Raw genomic sequence first — 18882 nt, 5'->3', positions numbered from 1 at the left:
ATACCGTAATTCCTTGTAAAAGTTTCGTACGCTCTGTATATGTAATTCCTTTTTTCTTTTCACGAATAGCTCGATCATGTAGGCGTTTTTGTTTTTGCTCCTCCGTACATTTATAAACCACAATACGAGTAGGCAGTTTGTCTTTACTCCCTACATATACATCATGTAATTCATACACTTGGCCAGGTTGTAATTGTTTCATGATGTCTTCCAAATGAATTTGTATATATACCGGTCTCAATTGAGCGGGTTTTGTTTTAAATACCACTGTTTCGAACTCTTTTCTATATATTTTAGTTGGTAACTTAAGACGTGATAAATAATATCCCTGCTTGTCTTGAATAGACTTAAAGTCTTGTAGACGAAAATATCCTAAGTCACGAATATATAGTTCATTCTTTTGTACCATACCTGTTCGAGTCGCACCATACGCTTGATCACTTCGTTTTCCTGGCTCAATTTTCACATCAGAAAATTCTCCACTCAACAAGTCATACTCTAGTTGAATTTTCACACCAGCTTTATGACTACATCCTCCGGCACCAGGATAAGTAGATGCAAATCGATCCGGCACTTGAAATGTTGTAGAATCAAGGATAAGAATACGCTCAAAGTAAGCAGAAAGAGAATGAGAAATCTTAGATAACCCTCCAATTTTAGCTTGTAGAAGTGTAGTAAATACAGTTCGAAAGAAAGCTACAGAAGCTGAGTTAAAGCGTCGATTAAGTCCCTCAGAACTTAATAAAATTCCTGTTGAGGTTTCTAATTGACTACAAAGTTGAGTAAGAGAGGTAGTAGCGATTTGTTGATTTATCCATACACACAAAGATAAGAAATGGTGCCCGTGGCACTTGCGTTTTCGTTTCATTCCGCCTGCTTCTATAGCTAATTGATTAAGTGTAGCGGGAGACATATATCGATATAACTCTTCGGCAAATAAAGATAACTCTTGTTTGGGGTTCATATTCATAAAAAGCACGTCACCCTTTCTCATTAACATAAGAAAATAGTAACGTGCTTTTAACTTCAAAAATAGTCTAAATCCTTAAGTTGATGGATGTGTGGCGGTACCCCTACTTCAAAATGTTATCTCAAACTTTTTGACATATCGTTTTTCATAGAAATCACACCACTTCAAAAGGTGCACCCTTTGATACGCAAATAATTCACATGAAATTATTTTAATTTTATATAAATTATTTAAAATATAACATTTACATATTAATGATATTCAATTAATTTTAAAGTATCCACAATGGTGATATTCAGTCTTTGTACAATTGGATTATTAAGTAATGTAGTGAAAATAATGAATGACACTGTGAAAATATATAACTATGTATTATTTGTATTTATCTTACCAGCAATAATTTATTATTTATAAGCTTCTTATCAAGAAAGAAAAAACACTGCTTAATGACAGTGTTTTTTCCTTTATAATCATATGGGGCAATATATTTTATTTAAACAAAAAAGAGGCTATTATGATTAAATAAAATAGAATAGGCACAATTATATCGATTATAGTACCTGTTTTATCAATTTTATCCATTGTGAATGTTGCATACAAAATTATTTTAACTGAATTTTTTGGATTCTCTATACTTTTACCTGTATCTCTTTGTCCAATTGGATTTATCCTAGCTATTTTTTCCTATCAAGTAGATAAAAATATCGGAGCGAAAATCGGGATAATATTAAATGTGGTAGGATTTTTGATTCCTTTTATTTGGGTGATTGGAAGAATTATGTAGTTGAAATGTATTCCGGACATATCTCCTATATCACTAAATCTATGAAAAAATAAAAAAGGAAGAGAATTTTTATAATTCTCTTCCTTTTTTATTTACGAGAAATTTCGTTTTCAATTGTTGTTTAGTATTTCGAAAAATGCTGTAGAATTTTTCTCTTTCATTATAACAGTATAAAAGTTGGTTTTAAGATGCAATATTGCATATGGAAATGTATTAATATCAATGTAAATGTTTACTAACATGAAAACATAAAACTACACCACATCTTAACGCATAAGTAGAGGAGGAAATAATATGGAAATGGAAATCGCAATTTTGAAATTTGTAACAGAACTTTTAAAAACAGTAATGTAAGTTCATTATTACGCTATTATTAGGAATAACTTTTCATACAAATGATCTGTATATCAAAGATGAATTGATGTGCAGATCATTTGTGTGAGCAAACTTTAAACAAGAAAAAGAATTCCAGAATCTTAAGGAATTCTTTTTTTATGCGTAATTATAAATTTAATACTTTTTACAAATGATCTTAATTTTATTAACTAAACAACAAAAACATACTACATATGCCTTATTGTTTAGTTCAATATTGTTTGAACAGTAAGTAACCTTTCTCTTAACTATTTTAAAAAAAATAGCATGACTTAATCATTTTCATTAAGAGGTACCGCCACATATCAATCAACTTAAGATATTTCTTTATATAAAGGTAACGTTTTTTAAGTAGTTTTTCATTACCTTTTACGGATATTTTAAATTAAATTCCACAGATGTAGATAATGTTATTTTTTCTAAAAAATGTTATCATTCTATTTGTCATAAAAAACTCACATTTAATGTGATTAAAAAATTGAGGGGTTGGACTAACATGATCAGTGACTTAAAAAAAGCTGCCTTATCTTCAATAAGGGGCCATTGGGGATTAGGAGTAGGAGTAACGCTTCTTTATTATGGAATTCCTGCAATTGGTATGTTTATGATTGGAGGTTCAATATTTATGCTGTTTAGCTTAATTATTGGAATGATAGATCCCGATAGTTTTGTAGAGTACTCGGTAACAGGAGAAGCAATAGTTGACTCATCAGCCGTCTTTTTTCTAGGACTTGCTACAGTAATTATGTGGGCTATTATATTTATTATTTATATTGCTACACAAAGCATTATGGGTTACGGCTATAATAATTTCACTTTGCGTTTAGCAAAAAAAGAATCTACTACAATTAGTGATTTATTTGAAGGATTTAAGAAAAATAATTTATTTAGATCTTTGAAGTTAGGTATCTTGCAGACTATACTTATCCTTTTATGGAGTTTATTATTAATTGTTCCAGGTATTATAAAATTTTTCTCTTATTCTATGGCGTACTATATTTTAATAGAAAATCCAGAATATACAGCAAGTGAAGCGATTAAAAAAAGTAAAGAAATGATGCAAGGACATAAATTAGATTTATTCATAACATGGTTGAGTTTTATCGGATGGTTTATTTTAGGTTCTTTGGTAGGAATATTTACACTAAATATCCCATACCTTTGGATTAATCCATATTACACTACAACAATATCGCACTTCTACTTAAATTTATCTAAAAGGGAAAATAATATGGAAGAACTAAGAGTTAACTAGAAGCATCTGTTAGTTTGAATTAATTTAGAATTAATAATAGCTTACATATCTTCTCTAATGGAGTAGCACCACATATCCATCAACTTAAGCATTTTGGTTATTCTTAAAGTTAAAGGCAAGTTAATGTTCTCTTATATTAATAAGAATATTAACTTGCTTTTTAGATTTCAGTATAAATTATTTATTGACATAAATTATTGTAGTTTAAAGATTAACCCTCCTTATGCAATATTACATATAAAAATCTTTATTGGGTCTGTTATAATTTTAAGAGTAAATTATTCATCCATTAATTTACTCTATCCATATCTATAGTTATGGAAACCCTAATTACATATAAAAAGAGAGAAGAACATTGGTGAGTTCTTCTCTTTTTTTATTTACTAAAGATTACTATTCAAAGTGCTTATTGCAATTGCTTTAAGCTGAATTTTAAATTATAAATTCTGATTTTCATACTTCTTCACGAGTCGATAAAAAGAAAAGAGTATCTGCTCCTTCAAAAATAAGTTATAAAAGAGTTTTGTTTTCCTGTAACACATTATCTATCCTGCTATTCGCAATCAGTACGCTCCCGTACTGATTAAAGTTTCACTTTATAACCTGTTTGCAATATTTACACGTACCACGCCTCCGATAATAGTAAGCAATCGTAGCACCAAACAGAGCCACTCCCCAAATTGGCCATAATAACTCTGGACCTTCCAATGCCCATCCCCTAAGATCTAGACCCCCTTTATTAATAAACCCCCGGATGTACATCAAACCTGCTGAAGTAATCATAATGGAAACCAGTGAAGCAGGAATAATCGCTAATGAAAGAGGTACACGCCTGCCAGCAATAAATGGAAACCAACGTGGAAAAATTTCTCCCCAAGGCTGAATAAGACCCAGCGTAAGAATCGCCCCTCCGAGCGCTACGGTAGCCAAAGACGCGCCCATTAACCAAATTCCGGGTGAATCACGTTCAAAGGAATCAAGTAATTCTTTGGTAGTTCCCAGTGGAATGCCTAGCGCCCAACACCATCTTGTTATGGAATAACAGATAGGAATTATAATGGCAATGCAAGTGCACCATTTCCCCCAAGATGCTGCTGAGGATTGTGATGCCCATTTAGAGGGATTACTATTTCGGCCACAATAAGGACAAGCATCTCGCGTTTGACGTTGATAGACTAAAGCAGTCGCACTCCATAGAAATGCGCCTAACATACTAATATATTGATTTACAATCGTCCAGTACATCATCTGTTCAAAAAATTTCACTCCATGTGGAAAATCAAATGGCGCTCCAATCAAAAAAATAAATCCATATGCTGCTGACGCCAAGACACGGTAGTCAATAACTGCAAATAATAGAATTGCTACTAACATATACACAAACATAAGTAATACTATTCGTAAAAGTCCCTTGCCCCAGCCACAAATCATCATGACAGCTACAATGACTCCCATTAATCCAAATCCAACCATTATAGGTGCACCAGTTTCAGGCCTCAGACCAGCTAGCATTGAGTATTCAGATTGTGGATCTCCGATTCCAAATGGAAAACCCTTTCCTTCCAAGGTCCAATACTGACCTAATATCAAATACATCAACGACCAAACAACCGCCGTATATCCAATCCATTTGGGCCAAAATGATAACCATCTAAAAGTATGAATTCCGGTTTCGCTTTTTTTCTCAGTATTTGACATCGCGAATGAACAACTCCTTTTAATAAAAAGTAATAATGCTAAAGACTTCTACAATATTTACACTGTCCTCGCCTTCTTTGATAGTAAGCGATAGTCGCTAGCCCAAATGCTATTCCCCATGGAAGCCAAAATAGTGAAGCCCCTAATTCTCCCCATTTTTGGATAAGTGCCAATGTCAGAATGGCACCGCATATAGGTAATTCACTGATACCAATTTGATAGCAAAAAATCCCGCTTTTCATTCCTATCTTTCAATGCACCTTGTGAATAGTGATCATTCGGCCGTCGTATATGATTTAATTAAAAAAACCATATTCTTCAACTCCCCAATGTATATTGATGAATAAGTTCATATTATGATAAGAAAGTTAATTTGAAACGGACCTCCAGAACTGTTTATAAACAGTTCTGGAGGTCCATTTAGAAAAGAAATTCCATAATCACAGTTGTAAGGTAACAAACTGGAAATATTGAGCAATAAAAATACCAATTCCGCATAATGGAATTGGTACGAAAAATCTTCTAATCTATATTAATTACTTTCTTTCTCTATAGAATTATACTTGTGTTACACAAACTCACTATTATGTTCATATTTATTTTTTAAAATAAACAGCACCAAAATTTTCATTAAATCTCTTACACCAAATAGAAACTGAACCATATACACTTACATCTACCCCTTCAGGAATTTCGTAGTTTTGGTCTCCTTTATTTCCCTTTAATTTTCCCAATTCAATATACTGATAGTTTTTCACGTCTTCATTATTTTTCAAACGATTCGTAGGAACTAATACAACTCGCACATCCGGCCCATTAGATGTTGCAAAATTAGAAAGCCTTAAAACACGTTTTCCATCTGCTAATTGATGAATTTTTGCCGTTCCAGTTGTTTCATGGACACCGTTTTGAAACTGTCCTTCACTTATTACTCGATCACTTTGTTGCTTTGCTTCAGTTGATTGTACCTCTGTTTGTGGCAATGCTTCATTCACGTGCTTATCAATAAATAATTTCTCTGGCCTGAACAATGACCATAAAATCCCCAATATAATTATCAAACAACCTATAAACCATACATATTTTCTTTTCATAAAGTAAAAAACCTCCTGTAACATACTGTGTAGTAGTATGTTAACAAGAAGGTCTTTCATTTTTCTAACGTAAATGTTACAAAAGTCTTTCAGCCGTCTTATTTTTTTCTGATGTGATGGGAAGAGTAAACCAAAATTCACTTCCCTGCTTACCATCTGCGCGATTCCTCACACCAATTTCCCCTTTATGCATTTCAATCAATGATTTTGCTATAGCTAATCCAAGACCGGATCCTCCAGATTGCGAACTTCTTGATCTATCTGTTCTAAAAAAACGTTCAAATACGCGTAATTGATCATTTGGAGAAATTCCCATCCCTTCATCTCGCAAAGTGAATTGGACCTGCTGAGTTTGTTTATTTTCCTCTACAGTCAATTCAATTGTTCCAGATACAGGAGAATATCGAATTGCATTATGTAATAAATTACCTATGACCCTTTCTATTTTACAAGGCATAATCAAAAGTCGAGGTAATGTATCTGGAACATCCAATTGCACATGGATTTGTTTGTCTCCTAATAAGACAGAATGTGACTCTAATACATCTAATAGGACTTTATCTAAATGTGTGAAACTTGGATGAAAATCTACTTGCTCAAACTCTAACTTTGAAAGATCAAATAAGTCGTTAATTAATCCACTTAACCTTTCTATTTCTTTTAATATCGTCGCTAAGTATTGCTTTCTCATTTCAGGATCTTCAATCAGGTTATCTTGTAATGCTTCTATCATCAATTGCATGCTAGCCATAGGAGTTCGTAAGTCGTGTGAGATATTGGTAATTAGCTCCTTACGGGATTTTTCCTGTTCCTCTAATTTAGTAAACCCTTCTTCTAATTTTTTTGCCATCTGTTGAAAGGCAGTTGCTAATTCTTTAAACTCCCGTGGTTCTTGCCCAATTATATACATCGTTTCAAAGTGTCTATCACTAAATTGTTTCGTCAATTTTATTAAATTTTGTATAGATCTCATGATAGGACGTGTCATTAACCAATAAATAAACGTTGAAATAATAAATGCCACAAATGCAATTACTGTTAATAGCCGCGTTTGTTCCGGTTCAAGTAACATTTTCGTCTCACTATACCATATAGCAATTACCATAATACTGGTACTTAATAAATTCATGAGTAACAATTGAATACGTAATCTCATGCTTCATTTCCTCCATTTGGCTCAAAGCGATATCCTATACCCCAAACCGTATGAATCCAGCGATTCTTTATTGTATGCTTCTCGAGCTTTTCACGTAAACGACTCACTAGCACGGTAACTGTGTTTGATGCCCCTTCATGCCCAAAATCCCAAATTAGTTCAAGAAGCTGCGAGCGAGAAAATACTTGTTTTGGATGCTTTGCCATGAGATAAAGTACCTCAAACTCTTTCACCGTTAACTCCACTTCCTTATCACAAACAAGTACATATCTTGTCTTTGGATATATTTTTAAATCTGGAAATTCTATTACTTCCAATAGAGATTCTTTTGCTTGTATCGGTACCTGGCTTCCTCTTCTAAGTATAATTTGGATCCTTAATACTAATTCACGAGGAGAAAATGGCTTTGTTAAATAATCATCTGCCCCCATTGTTAAGCCTAAAATTCGATCCCTTTCCTCTCCCTTAGCAGTTAACATAATAATAGGGACATTTGATTGTTGACGAATTTCCTCGCATAATTCCCATCCATCTTTTTTCGGCATCATCAAATCTAATATAATTAAATCTGGTTGCTGCGTAAGAAATACATCCCAACCTTCTTTGCCATTTACAGCGGTATATACTTCATATTCTTCTCTTTCTAAATACCGTTTGCAGACTTCTCGAATATTTGCTTCATCTTCTACGATTAAAATTCTTTTTTTCATTTACTATCCTCACTTCTTTTTCACCAATAACAAAAAAATTTATTTTTTCTATTATCCTATAAATATATCTTTATAGGTAAAGATGTAAAAACTGATCGCATCAATAAATCAGAATTCCAGATTTCGGCCTCTAAACGAACGAAAATCCAGAATAATATTTATGTAATTCAGATAGTAATCTTAACATTTGATTACTTATATGACTAGATAAGTAATTAAAATAGTAGTATCTAAATCATATAAATTAAAAGGAATGAGTCCGATTCAATATCGAACTCATTCCCTATTAGTAGCCTAAATTTTTGTATCTGACTTTTCGGATTCAGTTTATTACCGGTTCTTTTTTCAAACTTAGCAACAGAACTGTTACCTATTACTGAGCTCTTGATAGGTTCCATGCTATAGTATCAGTTCCATTCTCTCCATTACCATATTTCATATAATCGATTAAATATTCTACCTTTAATTTGTTTCCATTAGATAGTATGTTCCATTGCTTATGGTGTCCAGTAAAGTTCTTTGGATATGCATGATTAAATTTAAAAGTACTTGCGTTCTGTTTTTGATCTAAATGGATATAACTATCTTGAAGCTTTAAATATGCATAATCTGAATAAATAGGATTTTGGAATTTAATTAATACCTCTTCATCCTTTTTAATTGGTTTTCCAGGTTTAGGTTGACCTACTCTTTCAATAATTACATTCACTTTTTCATCGTTAGATTTCTCAGCCCAAAGATACTCCCATTTATTCCCGGCGTGATGACTTCCCCAATAAGCTGTATTTCCATATGAAGCTACAGTATATGGAACTCCTTCTGTAACAAATTCACCTGAATTATCTACTACATAATCTTCAAATTCTTTATTAGCTTTAATTTCGGCATCAATATTTTGTGTAGGCGTTAGATTGTGTGCGTCATTGATTTGAAATCTAACTTTTCTGTCCGCTGCAATTTCAGATTTAATAGGATGTATATTTTCTCTAGACTCATATGTATATCCATTCTCACGTTTAACTAGTGTTACTGTTTTTGAGGGACCACTCCATTTTGTCCTATAAGTAGCAGAGATTTCGTTGCTCACCCCAAATAAACCAGGTAAGATTGATGCCCGAATCTTTTGCGTAATAGGATCATAACTACCTTCTACTAATGTTGGTTGCTGTAGCTTTGCAAAAGCACCGTGTACAGAGTCTTTATGTAAATAACCGCGATCCCCCTGCCCTGCTTTTAAAGCGTTCAATGCATCAGTTCCATTATTATCTGAAACCACTGATACTTGATTATTACTTTTTGCCTTGTTTACAATATGCTTTACTTTATTCGTATCTATATTAATATGTTGAAAAACTTCGTTATAGGATAAAACTGGCTTATCAGCAAGGGATTTGTCTTTAGGAGTATACACCCTAAACTTTGGTATATTCCCCATATCTGTTTCTAATTGTTCTGTAGCTGCATTTACTCTAGATTCATATCTTCCTGAATCCCCCAAATGCATAACTTCTTCACCTTTTTCGATGGATAAATCCATTGTACTTGTAGGTAAAACTTCAATCGAAAGAAGTTCCCCTTGTTCAACAGCTTTCAATTCATCCAATGATAAGACAATATTCGCATCTGCTTGTCCCTCTAAACTGTCAATTACTACTTCTGTTTTATTCCGTCCACCTTTTTCTGTACTTAAATAGTTTGCCTTATAACGATCTTGTGTGGCCTTTACAGTATTAATAATTTTGTTTCCTAAACGAATATTAAAATGAGGCGAAACATTTTCAGCGGATGCTGTGCCTACATTCTTATATTCCAAATGTACCCGTAATTTTGCTGCGTTCGCTGTATCCACAGTTGTTGCGGTAGACCAATCAAAATTATTTGTATAACTCTCCGTTTCAGTAGTTGTTTTTGAATATCCGTATCCCACGTTTGCTGAAACACTTCCGGAAGGAACAGGACCAGCTGCTGAGCCTTCTACACCACCTGAGCCACTTAGACCTACATTAAATGAATGTTGTGTAGATACGCTTTTTTCCCATCCTCTGCTAACAGATCCGCCATTATTATCCGTAATGGTTGCAATAGGAATTACTTCAATTCTTTTGACACCAATTTGTAAATTTGGCATATTGGCAACTATCGGATTGAAATTAGTATCAGAATCATTATTATAATTCTCAACCTCATACATATCAGTAAAAGGATCACCATCCGTATTTGCATTCATAGGATTCGATATAAATTTTGGTTTCCCTTTATCCTTCTCGGGATCCCATGCTTTCGCTTCATTTTTTCCAGTTTGTGAATTGAATTCAATTTTATATCCATTAATCTCTAAGTCGTTAGAAATACCATCTTTGTCCCAATCGTTGTTTGCCATTTCAATGTTTTGTGTAATGAGCGAACCTATTTCCCCATCAGATCCGAGCGTGAAATTCTTATCTTCCTTTTTTGCATTTGTATTCTCTTTGAATATTTCAACTGTACTTCCTGGATTCGGTTGTTTCACATCTGCTAAAGCAGGAGATGCTAAAGTCAGTGCCATCGATACACTACCTAATACACTAAGTGCTGGCTTCAATTTTTTCATTGTTATTTTTCCTCCTTGGTTTCTAAGTGAGTTAGAACACCTACTAGTAAGATTAATTTCATCATATATAACAAATCTTTCATTTCTCTCTCATAGCTGTTAAAAAAGTCTCTCGTAAATATTACAAAACACTTACAGAGCTTTGTAAGGCTATATAATCTGTATATAAAACATCAAAAAAGCAGTAAAATGAACAATCGATTACACTATATACAAAAAAGCAGCTAGCCAAAGCTAACTGCTCACTAAAAATAAATTTAGTTTTTAGATATGTCCTTAACTCGATAATCTTCTAAAGTGTTTACCGTAGCAGAACTCTTTTGTTGCTCATTACTCATTTTTATTCAAAATTCCATTATATGGTTTATTATAAAATTTCAGTAAAAGAATCTATTGATTTTAAAATGTACAAATAGGAAGCGTGACTTCAACTATAGTTCCCTTATTCACTTCACTCTCAATAAATACCTTTCCTTGATGTGTTTCGATAATTTTATAACAGATCATTAATCCTAAACCAATCCCCTCTTCCTTAATACTATAAAAAGGTTCTCCGAGATATGGTATACGTTCTTTTGGAATCCCGCACCCTTGATCGATAAAACGAATGCTTATTTGATCATTTTCAAGTTTATCAATTTGAATCAGAATTTCCCCTCCCGTTGGCATGGATTCAATTGCATTTTTAAAAATATTAACAAACACTTGTTTTAATTGATTTCCCTCACATGGAATCAATGGAATACCAGGTGTAGAATCGATTCTAATTTGTATATTATTCATCATTGCTTGAGGTTGCATTAGCATTAAAACTTGATCCATTAGCACACTAATATCATTAGGTTGTATCTTTACCACCTGTGGTTTGGCTACCGCCATAAATTCATTTGTAATACTTTCTATACGCTCAATCTCTGATGATACTATATTTATATACCCCTGATTATTCTCATTTTCCGTTGATTTTAGTAATTGCATAAACCCTTTCACTGCTGTTAATGGATTATTGATTTCATGAGCCATTGCAGTCGCTAATTGTCCTACGACAGCAAGTTTTTCAGATTTTCGTAGTAATTCTTCTGTTTTTAGCCGTTCAGTGATATCACGAGAAATACTTAGGAAAACTTCTTTACCATTTAAGTTAAAAACACGGACACTAAACTCAGTTGTTATTATTTTTCCTGTTGGAAAAGCATATTCATCTTGCAAAATGAAGGAAGTTTGTCCCTCTCTAATTTTTTCTAACAACCTTACAATCATTGGTGAATCTTGTGGTACAGCATTTGGAAACGGTAACGAGAGCAGTTCTTCTCTACTATATCCAAACCTTTTACAACCAACAGGGTTTACCTCAATAAATCGACTTGGAACACGATCCTCATTCAGCTCTACTACATATACTGCGTCAGTTGCTTGTTCGATTAGTGCACGGTACTTCATTTCACTATCTCTTAATTGTTGGTGTAATCGATGCCGTTCTCTTTCTGCTTGTTTTCTTTCAGAGATGTCTCTACATATTGCTGATAAAGCTATCACATTTCCTCTTACATCTAGTATAGGAGAAACCGTCAGACTGACATCAAGAAGACTTCCATCGTTACGTTGTCTAACAGTTTCTAATCTAGTAACTACGGATTCCTTTGTTAGAATTTTCTGAATGTTTCTGAGTGATTCATCTATTAAGAAATCTGGTACACAAGGTAATCTCTTACCTATAATTTCTTGTGATGACCACCCAAATATATTTTCATAAGCTTTATTGGCTTGTAAAATATGCCCTTCTCGATCAGATATGGTAATAGCATCTACATTATGCTTTATAAATGATTCTAGTAATTCTTTGGTAGCTCTTAATTCTGATTCTACCTTTTTCCTTTCGGTTATATCGACTGTAGAACCAACAACTTCAATAACTTGTCCATTCCGTTTAATCGGCCTAAGCGCAATAAGAATAATTGTTTTATCATTTGGCCAGGGTAATTCAAATATAATTTCTTTCCCTTCCCATGCCTGAAGATAATACTTCATCAATTGTGGAACTAAATGTGGAGGAACAATAGAAGCATCAATAGTGCGTAGGCTTTTTCCTACCACCTGTTCAGAATAGAATCCGTTTTGATAATAGAACTGTCCATCACATAAAGTGTGTATAAAGTGCTTACCCACTTTTTTAAATTTAAAAATCCCCCCTTGAAGCTCATGTACGGTATCTGTGAGTTCTTGCTTCGATTTTTTTAATTCCCGATTCATTTTAGATAAGTCCTGTGTTAAATAATACAATTTCTGGTAAGCTTCCATAAGAAATAGCCCAATTAAAAGTCCTAAAGATATATATAATAAGCCTTCAGTGTAAAGCAATGTAGTATTAAAGAATACACCAACTAACCACTTTATTCCGGCAAAAACAGAAAAATATAAAGATGCACTTTTAAAAGGATGAAGGTTTTTAAAATATGTTTTAAAAGTAGTAAATAGGATACCCATACCTAAATAAGCGATCACAGGTGGTTCCCAATACCCACCAATGTAAAAGATACGCATTATAATAATGCAACTTAACGTAATCCAACCAGCAGTACGACCAAAGTAAATAAAAGATAGAATAAGAGGAACAACTCGAAGATCGTAGGAAAATCCCATGTACGGAAAAGAAAAGAACATCAAAGTAATTGCGATAATCCCTCCATAGAATTTTTCGAAATACCGCCTGGAATGAATTGTAAATACTTGAATAAATATTGCTGCGCTAACTAATAAAGAAAAAATAGATAGATTGATGAAATAGTCTTTAATAATCATGTAATGTCCCTCCTTGCATTAAGTGTATTCGACAAAAAAGCAAAAATTCCTACAAAAAATATAAACGGTTCAGGTGCAAAAAATTCAAAATACATGTAAGTAATCTCTAAATCTTGGACATACTGATACTGTTACTCTAAAAAGATGCGCAATCGGCATAAACATTGAAGAATTTGTACTTCTTACAAAGATATTCTTCTTAAAGGATATCGACATGAGATTAACATTTCACAAAAAGTATCAAAATGCAGACCCAAACTGAGATTGATATATCAACAGACATTAACATGTTAACCTTCAAAAGAATAAAAATGTTAACTTTATGTCAACTCCCCTTGATAATAAGGATAATAAGAAACTAATACTACATGGATAAACCATAAGTTTATTAGAACAAGAATTGAAATATATAATTTATAGAGGTTAAAAACATCAATAAATACAATGATTCCCTATTAAAATACAAAGAATGTTTCCCTATATTTTAATAAAGTAATATATTTAGCGTAAATAGTTTTTTGTAACATGTAACTTAGAGATTCTCAATCCACTATTAGATATCCAATTAAAGATTTAATACTTCTTACAAAGATATTCTTCCCGCAGATTATTGATATGAGATTGACATTTCGTGAAGCTGGATTAAAATACATAGCAGGAATGAGATTGACATATTGATAGGTATTAACATGTTAGCTAACAATAAATAAGAATGTTAATCTCATGTTGACTATACTTAGCAATAATGAAAACAATACATTAACAAAACATCTATAAAACCATGGCTTTATTAGGCCGAAAATTGAAATACGAAAATCCACACTAGTTAAGAATTGCGCTTTATAAACTACTAGAAGTTTCAAGTAGAAAAATCACTAAGAAATACAGACTATCAAACAAAGCAGCTCTCATTATAGTTAATTCAATCAATAAAATAATATGAGCAAAATTACTTTGTAATATACGGCTTAGAGCCCTCAAATCTATTCTTGGGCGAGTAATTAAAGGGTCATTATTTTAAATGTAGAAATCCTTTCTGTAAGTATTAACATGAGATTGACATTGTGCATAATTGGATCAAAATACTCGCCGTTAATGAGATTAACATGTCAATAAACATTAACATGTTAATCCTCAGAACGATAATATTGTTAATCTCATATCAACTATTCTTGATTATTGTGATAACAAGACATTGACAAAACATCGATAGGTATATGTCCTTATTAATAAAAGCGTTAATAAACCAAGATTCACATCAGTCTTTATTGCTTATAATTAGAGACTGAATAGATCCTTCTATAAAAACTTTTTTCTTTATCGCAAACACTTAGAAATTAAGCATTACAGCTATTCAACAACAAAGCGAATGGGACCTTGTAGTGTTTTAAATTCTAATAGCCAATAACTCGTCTAACTATTAGAATTTAACGCTTATATGAACCTATAATAGTTGTTATCTAAAATTACTTTACTAGTCTTGGAATCAGTTAAAAAGAGATACTGCACTCTATTAGTCAAACAGGTATCTGTTATATATTCTCAAGTGTTATCTATGGAAAAGGCTCATACTACAATTATTAATAATATGGACCCTTTTAATCATATTTATACCTATTTTTTTGAAAGTTTGATGCTATATCCTCATAATTTATTTACAAATCGGTTATATTTACTTATCATTAATGTTATGTGAATAAAACTGTCAATCTCATAGCAACCATTTATAAGGATATGGGTGACAAAGGTACCTCATTAATCCTATATAACATTGATGCATTTCAAGTCCCGGTTAACAAAACATCAATATTTGGTGAGGATAGATAACGATCTGTTAATGTTCTGTTAACACTTTGAGTATAACATGTTAATCTTATCTTTCATGTTAATTTCAGATAAGAAAGGGATTCCTATTAGTACCGTCGAAAAACACTTAACATATCAATCTCATATTTCATGTTAATGTCATTTATCAGCGAAATTATATACTGCTAAGGAGGTAATACTATGATTAAGCAGGAAAATCACTCAGAACAAACCATGGTAGATGATGAGAACTCATTACACGAAGACGCTTTTGAAAAGGCCTGGCGAATAACAGAGTTTTCTAAGTTAGTAGGTAGACACCATAATACTGTTTATAATTGGTTTAATACGTTAGAAGAGAAGGGATTGCACGGGACTCTTAGAACCAATAATACAAATGAAAAGCTCTATAATTCATTAGATTTAAATATAGCTCTTTTCATAAAGCAGAAAAGGGATGAAAAGTGGTCTTTAGATGCCATAATCGAACTTTTACCGCATCAATTCGAACTAAGGCCCGTATCTCCTGAAAACCACTCTAACGAAATATTATCTCAATTTGATTTTCAGGACGCAGCTGAGACAATCGAAAAATTGGTGGAACAAAAGGTTCAAGCACATTTACAAAACATCGAAATACAATTTCAAGAGAAATTTGAAAATGTATTAAAAGCATTACCCCAGCCTGAAGATCCAATTGCTATGAAAGAACGTCAAAGACAAGAAAGACTGGATAACATAATAATTGAACATAGAGCTCGTAAAGAATTAAGAAGACAAGCTGAAAAACTCTGGAATGAAAAACCTGAGGAAGAGCGCATGAAAAAAGTTGGTTGGTTTAAAAAAGAGGAAGATTTAGCAAAAAAACACCTATTTATAGAGAATTATTTAAACGAAAATATGATAGAGTATATGAAATCTATTATGACATCCGAATAAAAAAGAGGCCCGGGATATTTCCAGGCCTCTTTTTTATTATTTTGATGTACCAAACATTTTGTCTGGATCCATAAATGCAGCTAATTCTTCATCATTCTCAGCATCTGCTGATGGTTCCTCATCACTTGTTCCCATATCGATGTAATCACCGAAATTAATACTGAAATCATCGTCTTGATCTTGCATTTCAATTGTACTAATTTGGGATTTTTTAAACTGAATTTGATTTTGCTTCTCTTTAAATTCATTGAATTCTTCAACTAAACCCTTAGACAAACGGGACGGTAATGCATCAGTTTTATAGAACGTATACACACTGCCCATAAAATCATTTTTACTAATTAAATACCCATTAAATACCGTACCGTTGATTGGTAATGTATTCGTAACTTCTACTTTTGCATCATCCATAAATGAATCATCAATATTCTTTTGTTCGTCTAGAATTGCAAGCATTCCAAAATGATGCACCTTAGAGGCCTCCAACTCACCATCATCGTTCTTTTTCACTAATTCTATAGGATGGTGGAAAGAGCTTCCTTTCAACGATTCTGAGAACATATCTACTATTTCTTTACTATTTTCAATTTGATTCATATTGCGAGAAATTTTATTAATAACTAGACAACCAGTTTTCTCTAATAAAATACGTTTAAAGTCCTGTGAATCTAAAATAACAGATGTTCCTGCGCCATTAGAAGCTGTATTTAATTCATGGATGATTTCACCAATGCGCTGATTTGCATAGTCTCGTGAATTAGCAATACCTTTTTTCTCATTTTCGTTTAATCCCTTAAATTCATCATAGAAATGTTGATTATCTGCGAAAACAACGAATGCAACACCTTTTGCTGGGTCATTTGCTAACTTCCAAATCTCTTGAGAGAATTTATTTACTTGTCTTAGTACATCAGGCCCATCAGCTCTTACAGGCAGTGTTACAACAATACCCATTTTAATAAAATCTTTACGTTCAATTGCATTATTGAATGCAATTTTTGCATACCTTTGTTGATTTGCTATTAATTCCTCTCTAGGAATTTTCATTGCCATACTTTTAAGTTCTTCAGCGATTATAGGTTTATTATGAAAAGCCGAGAATTCTTCAATTGCTTTAATGATTGTAGAAGTACCTGTTCCACCGCCTAAACCAGCAAAAAATAGTACCAATTCATCTGTTGGTCTTACACGCTCTGTGATGAATTCTTTTAACTTTTCTTTCGCTTCATCATTTGATTCTAGTACTTTTACAGCACGTTCTGGATTCTTCCCTAGTCCGCCTAATTTGAGTGATACTTGATTACTTGTAGGCACATTTTTTAATTCGGCTAAATCACCATCGTTACTATTTAGGGCAAGGCAGTTGTACACAGATGTTCCATCCGTATGCTTATATTCAGCAAATTTATCTACCATTCTAGTTCCAGCCTGACCAAAACCAACCATTGTCATTTTTACTGCTACTTCGTTTTTCAGAAAGTTCTTCGCCATTATTTTATCTCTCCTTTTTCTTATCAATTGGTTTGTTTACGTCTTCCTAGTTCAATTAACACCTGTTGTCCTCTAATTGTTGAGATTAAAAATTTATAAGGATGCATAATCTTTTCAGTTATTAATGACATTGAAGATAATGTACTAACACTTACTTCAGCTGATCTTCTTGATATATTGGTTCGTTCAACCTCTAATGAGTACGATTTTCCCTTTAATTTCTTAACTCTCCTATCAATTACAACATTGCCTACTATTTCATTTATTGAGATGCCTCTCATATATTTCGTCTCTTGGTATTGTTTATTTACCTCAGATCCTATGTAATGAAATACATTATAAAGTATTTCGTCCTCTTCAAGAATGTCTGCAAACATATTCACAACTTCATCAGGAAATTTAATTACTTTATACTTTTCGCTCAATGCCTCGTTCAAGTTGCCTCCCCCTTAAAACGTTGGTTAATTATTCCTACGAATATATTACATTAATATAAGACGTATATCAAGTGATTATATATAGAACTTACATATAAAGCGTATAAGTATTAAAGTTAGTTGAAATGTTGATATATCAACATGAATATATACGACGTGCATGCACGCTGTATATAATATATATCAATTTCTGGTTTCATGTAATTAACAACACCTTCTATAAAACTATAAATTTAATATTTAATTTGACATTCTTCTGAATAATCCTTTATAAAAAATATCAAATTACAAACATTTCATGTTAAAACACTTCACAAAGCATCCATACGCCCTATTCATAGACTTTATATATACACTGTATATATAAACCCTTTAAAATAAAGGTTTTGTGGCTGTTATATCAATTTCATATCAACATATTTAACATACTTCTTTTCTATACACCTTATATGTAAAACCTATATATAAGGTGTATATATACAGTGTGTATAAAACATACAAAAATCATTGCTCTTTTCATATCATATGGTTTGATATGAACATTTTAGTTTAATAAAGAGACCTTCGTATTCAACTAGATTTATTAACGATTTTTCTTCTATTTAAAACCATTGATACAGGAGATCTGTCAATGTCATGTTATAAATTCTCCTCTCAGTTATTAACTCACATAATTGCAAGTTCAATATCTCAAGTATTAGGCTCTACACATTCACTTGTTAATCTCATATGTACACCATCTTTATAATTAACATATAGAGTCAATGTTAATAAATTT

Annotated in this window: 12 protein-coding genes; 3 read left to right on the top strand and 9 right to left on the bottom strand. The window is 32.4% G+C overall.

The annotated features are described in order from the left end of the window. Nucleotides 1-970: IS4 family transposase (locus tag JDS80_RS26670; RefSeq protein ID WP_199640398.1), on the bottom strand; the 970-nt coding region annotated here is incomplete at its 3' end. Between the two features lie 532 nt (nt 971-1502). Here JDS80_RS26670 and JDS80_RS31675 point away from each other — a divergent pair. Next, nucleotides 1503-1754, top strand: a complete 252-nt coding sequence (locus tag JDS80_RS31675) for a hypothetical protein (RefSeq protein WP_257208342.1) — start codon at nt 1503-1505, stop codon at nt 1752-1754. Nucleotides 1755-2625: 871 nt separating this feature from the next. Then, on the top strand, nt 2626-3384 hold the full coding sequence (locus tag JDS80_RS26665; RefSeq protein WP_199640397.1) for a DUF975 family protein: 759 nt from the start codon (nt 2626-2628) through the stop codon (nt 3382-3384). A 591-nt stretch (nt 3385-3975) separates the two neighbouring features. Here the strand turns inward: JDS80_RS26665 and JDS80_RS26660 are convergent. From JDS80_RS26660 to JDS80_RS26635, 6 genes are all read right to left on the bottom strand, one after another. Then, nucleotides 3976-5082: a hypothetical protein gene (locus JDS80_RS26660; protein ID WP_071772065.1), complete on the bottom strand. Its 1107-nt coding sequence runs from the start codon at nt 5080-5082 to the stop codon at nt 3976-3978. A 596-nt stretch (nt 5083-5678) separates the two neighbouring features. Beyond that, a complete protein-coding gene (locus JDS80_RS26655; protein ID WP_071746654.1) occupies nt 5679-6176 on the bottom strand; it encodes a DM13 domain-containing protein in 498 nt (165 codons plus the stop codon). Nucleotides 6177-6252: 76 nt separating this feature from the next. Continuing rightward, nucleotides 6253-7332 carry a sensor histidine kinase gene (locus JDS80_RS26650; RefSeq protein ID WP_071746653.1) on the bottom strand — a complete coding sequence of 360 codons (1080 nt, stop codon included), beginning with the start codon at nt 7330-7332 and terminating at the stop codon, nt 6253-6255. Continuing rightward, on the bottom strand, nt 7329-8042 hold the full coding sequence (locus tag JDS80_RS26645; protein WP_071746652.1) for a response regulator transcription factor: 714 nt from the start codon (nt 8040-8042) through the stop codon (nt 7329-7331). The genes JDS80_RS26650 and JDS80_RS26645 overlap by 4 nt, the downstream gene beginning before the upstream one ends. 373 nt (nt 8043-8415) lie before the next feature. Beyond that, nucleotides 8416-10632 (bottom strand): binary toxin-like calcium binding domain-containing protein, encoded by a 2217-nt coding sequence (locus JDS80_RS26640; protein WP_199640396.1) that lies wholly within the window; start codon nt 10630-10632, stop codon nt 8416-8418. A 399-nt stretch (nt 10633-11031) separates the two neighbouring features. Then, nucleotides 11032-13431, bottom strand: coding sequence for a PAS domain S-box protein (locus JDS80_RS26635; RefSeq protein WP_199640395.1), 2400 nt, complete (start codon nt 13429-13431; stop codon nt 11032-11034). 2007 nt (nt 13432-15438) lie between these two features. On the opposite strand from JDS80_RS26635, the gene JDS80_RS26630 reads away from it, so the two are divergent. Further along, entirely contained in the window at nt 15439-16176 is a 738-nt protein-coding gene (locus JDS80_RS26630; protein WP_002150985.1) for a terminase gpP N-terminus-related DNA-binding protein, read from the top strand. Between the two features lie 36 nt (nt 16177-16212). Here JDS80_RS26630 and JDS80_RS26625 read toward each other — a convergent pair whose 3' ends face one another. Both JDS80_RS26625 and JDS80_RS26620 read right to left on the bottom strand, forming a co-directional pair. After that, nucleotides 16213-17667 (bottom strand): FtsZ/tubulin family protein, encoded by a 1455-nt coding sequence (locus tag JDS80_RS26625; RefSeq protein WP_071746642.1) that lies wholly within the window; start codon nt 17665-17667, stop codon nt 16213-16215. Between the two features lie 23 nt (nt 17668-17690). Then, nucleotides 17691-18104 (bottom strand): hypothetical protein, encoded by a 414-nt coding sequence (locus tag JDS80_RS26620; protein ID WP_199640394.1) that lies wholly within the window; start codon nt 18102-18104, stop codon nt 17691-17693. Nucleotides 18105-18882 lie beyond the last annotated feature (778 nt).

The sequence above is a fragment of the Bacillus cereus group sp. N8 genome, assembly GCF_016483685.1.
GTDB classification, from domain to species: domain Bacteria; phylum Bacillota; class Bacilli; order Bacillales; family Bacillaceae_G; genus Bacillus_A; species Bacillus_A proteolyticus.
This window is presented reverse-complemented; position numbering and strand designations above follow the sequence as displayed.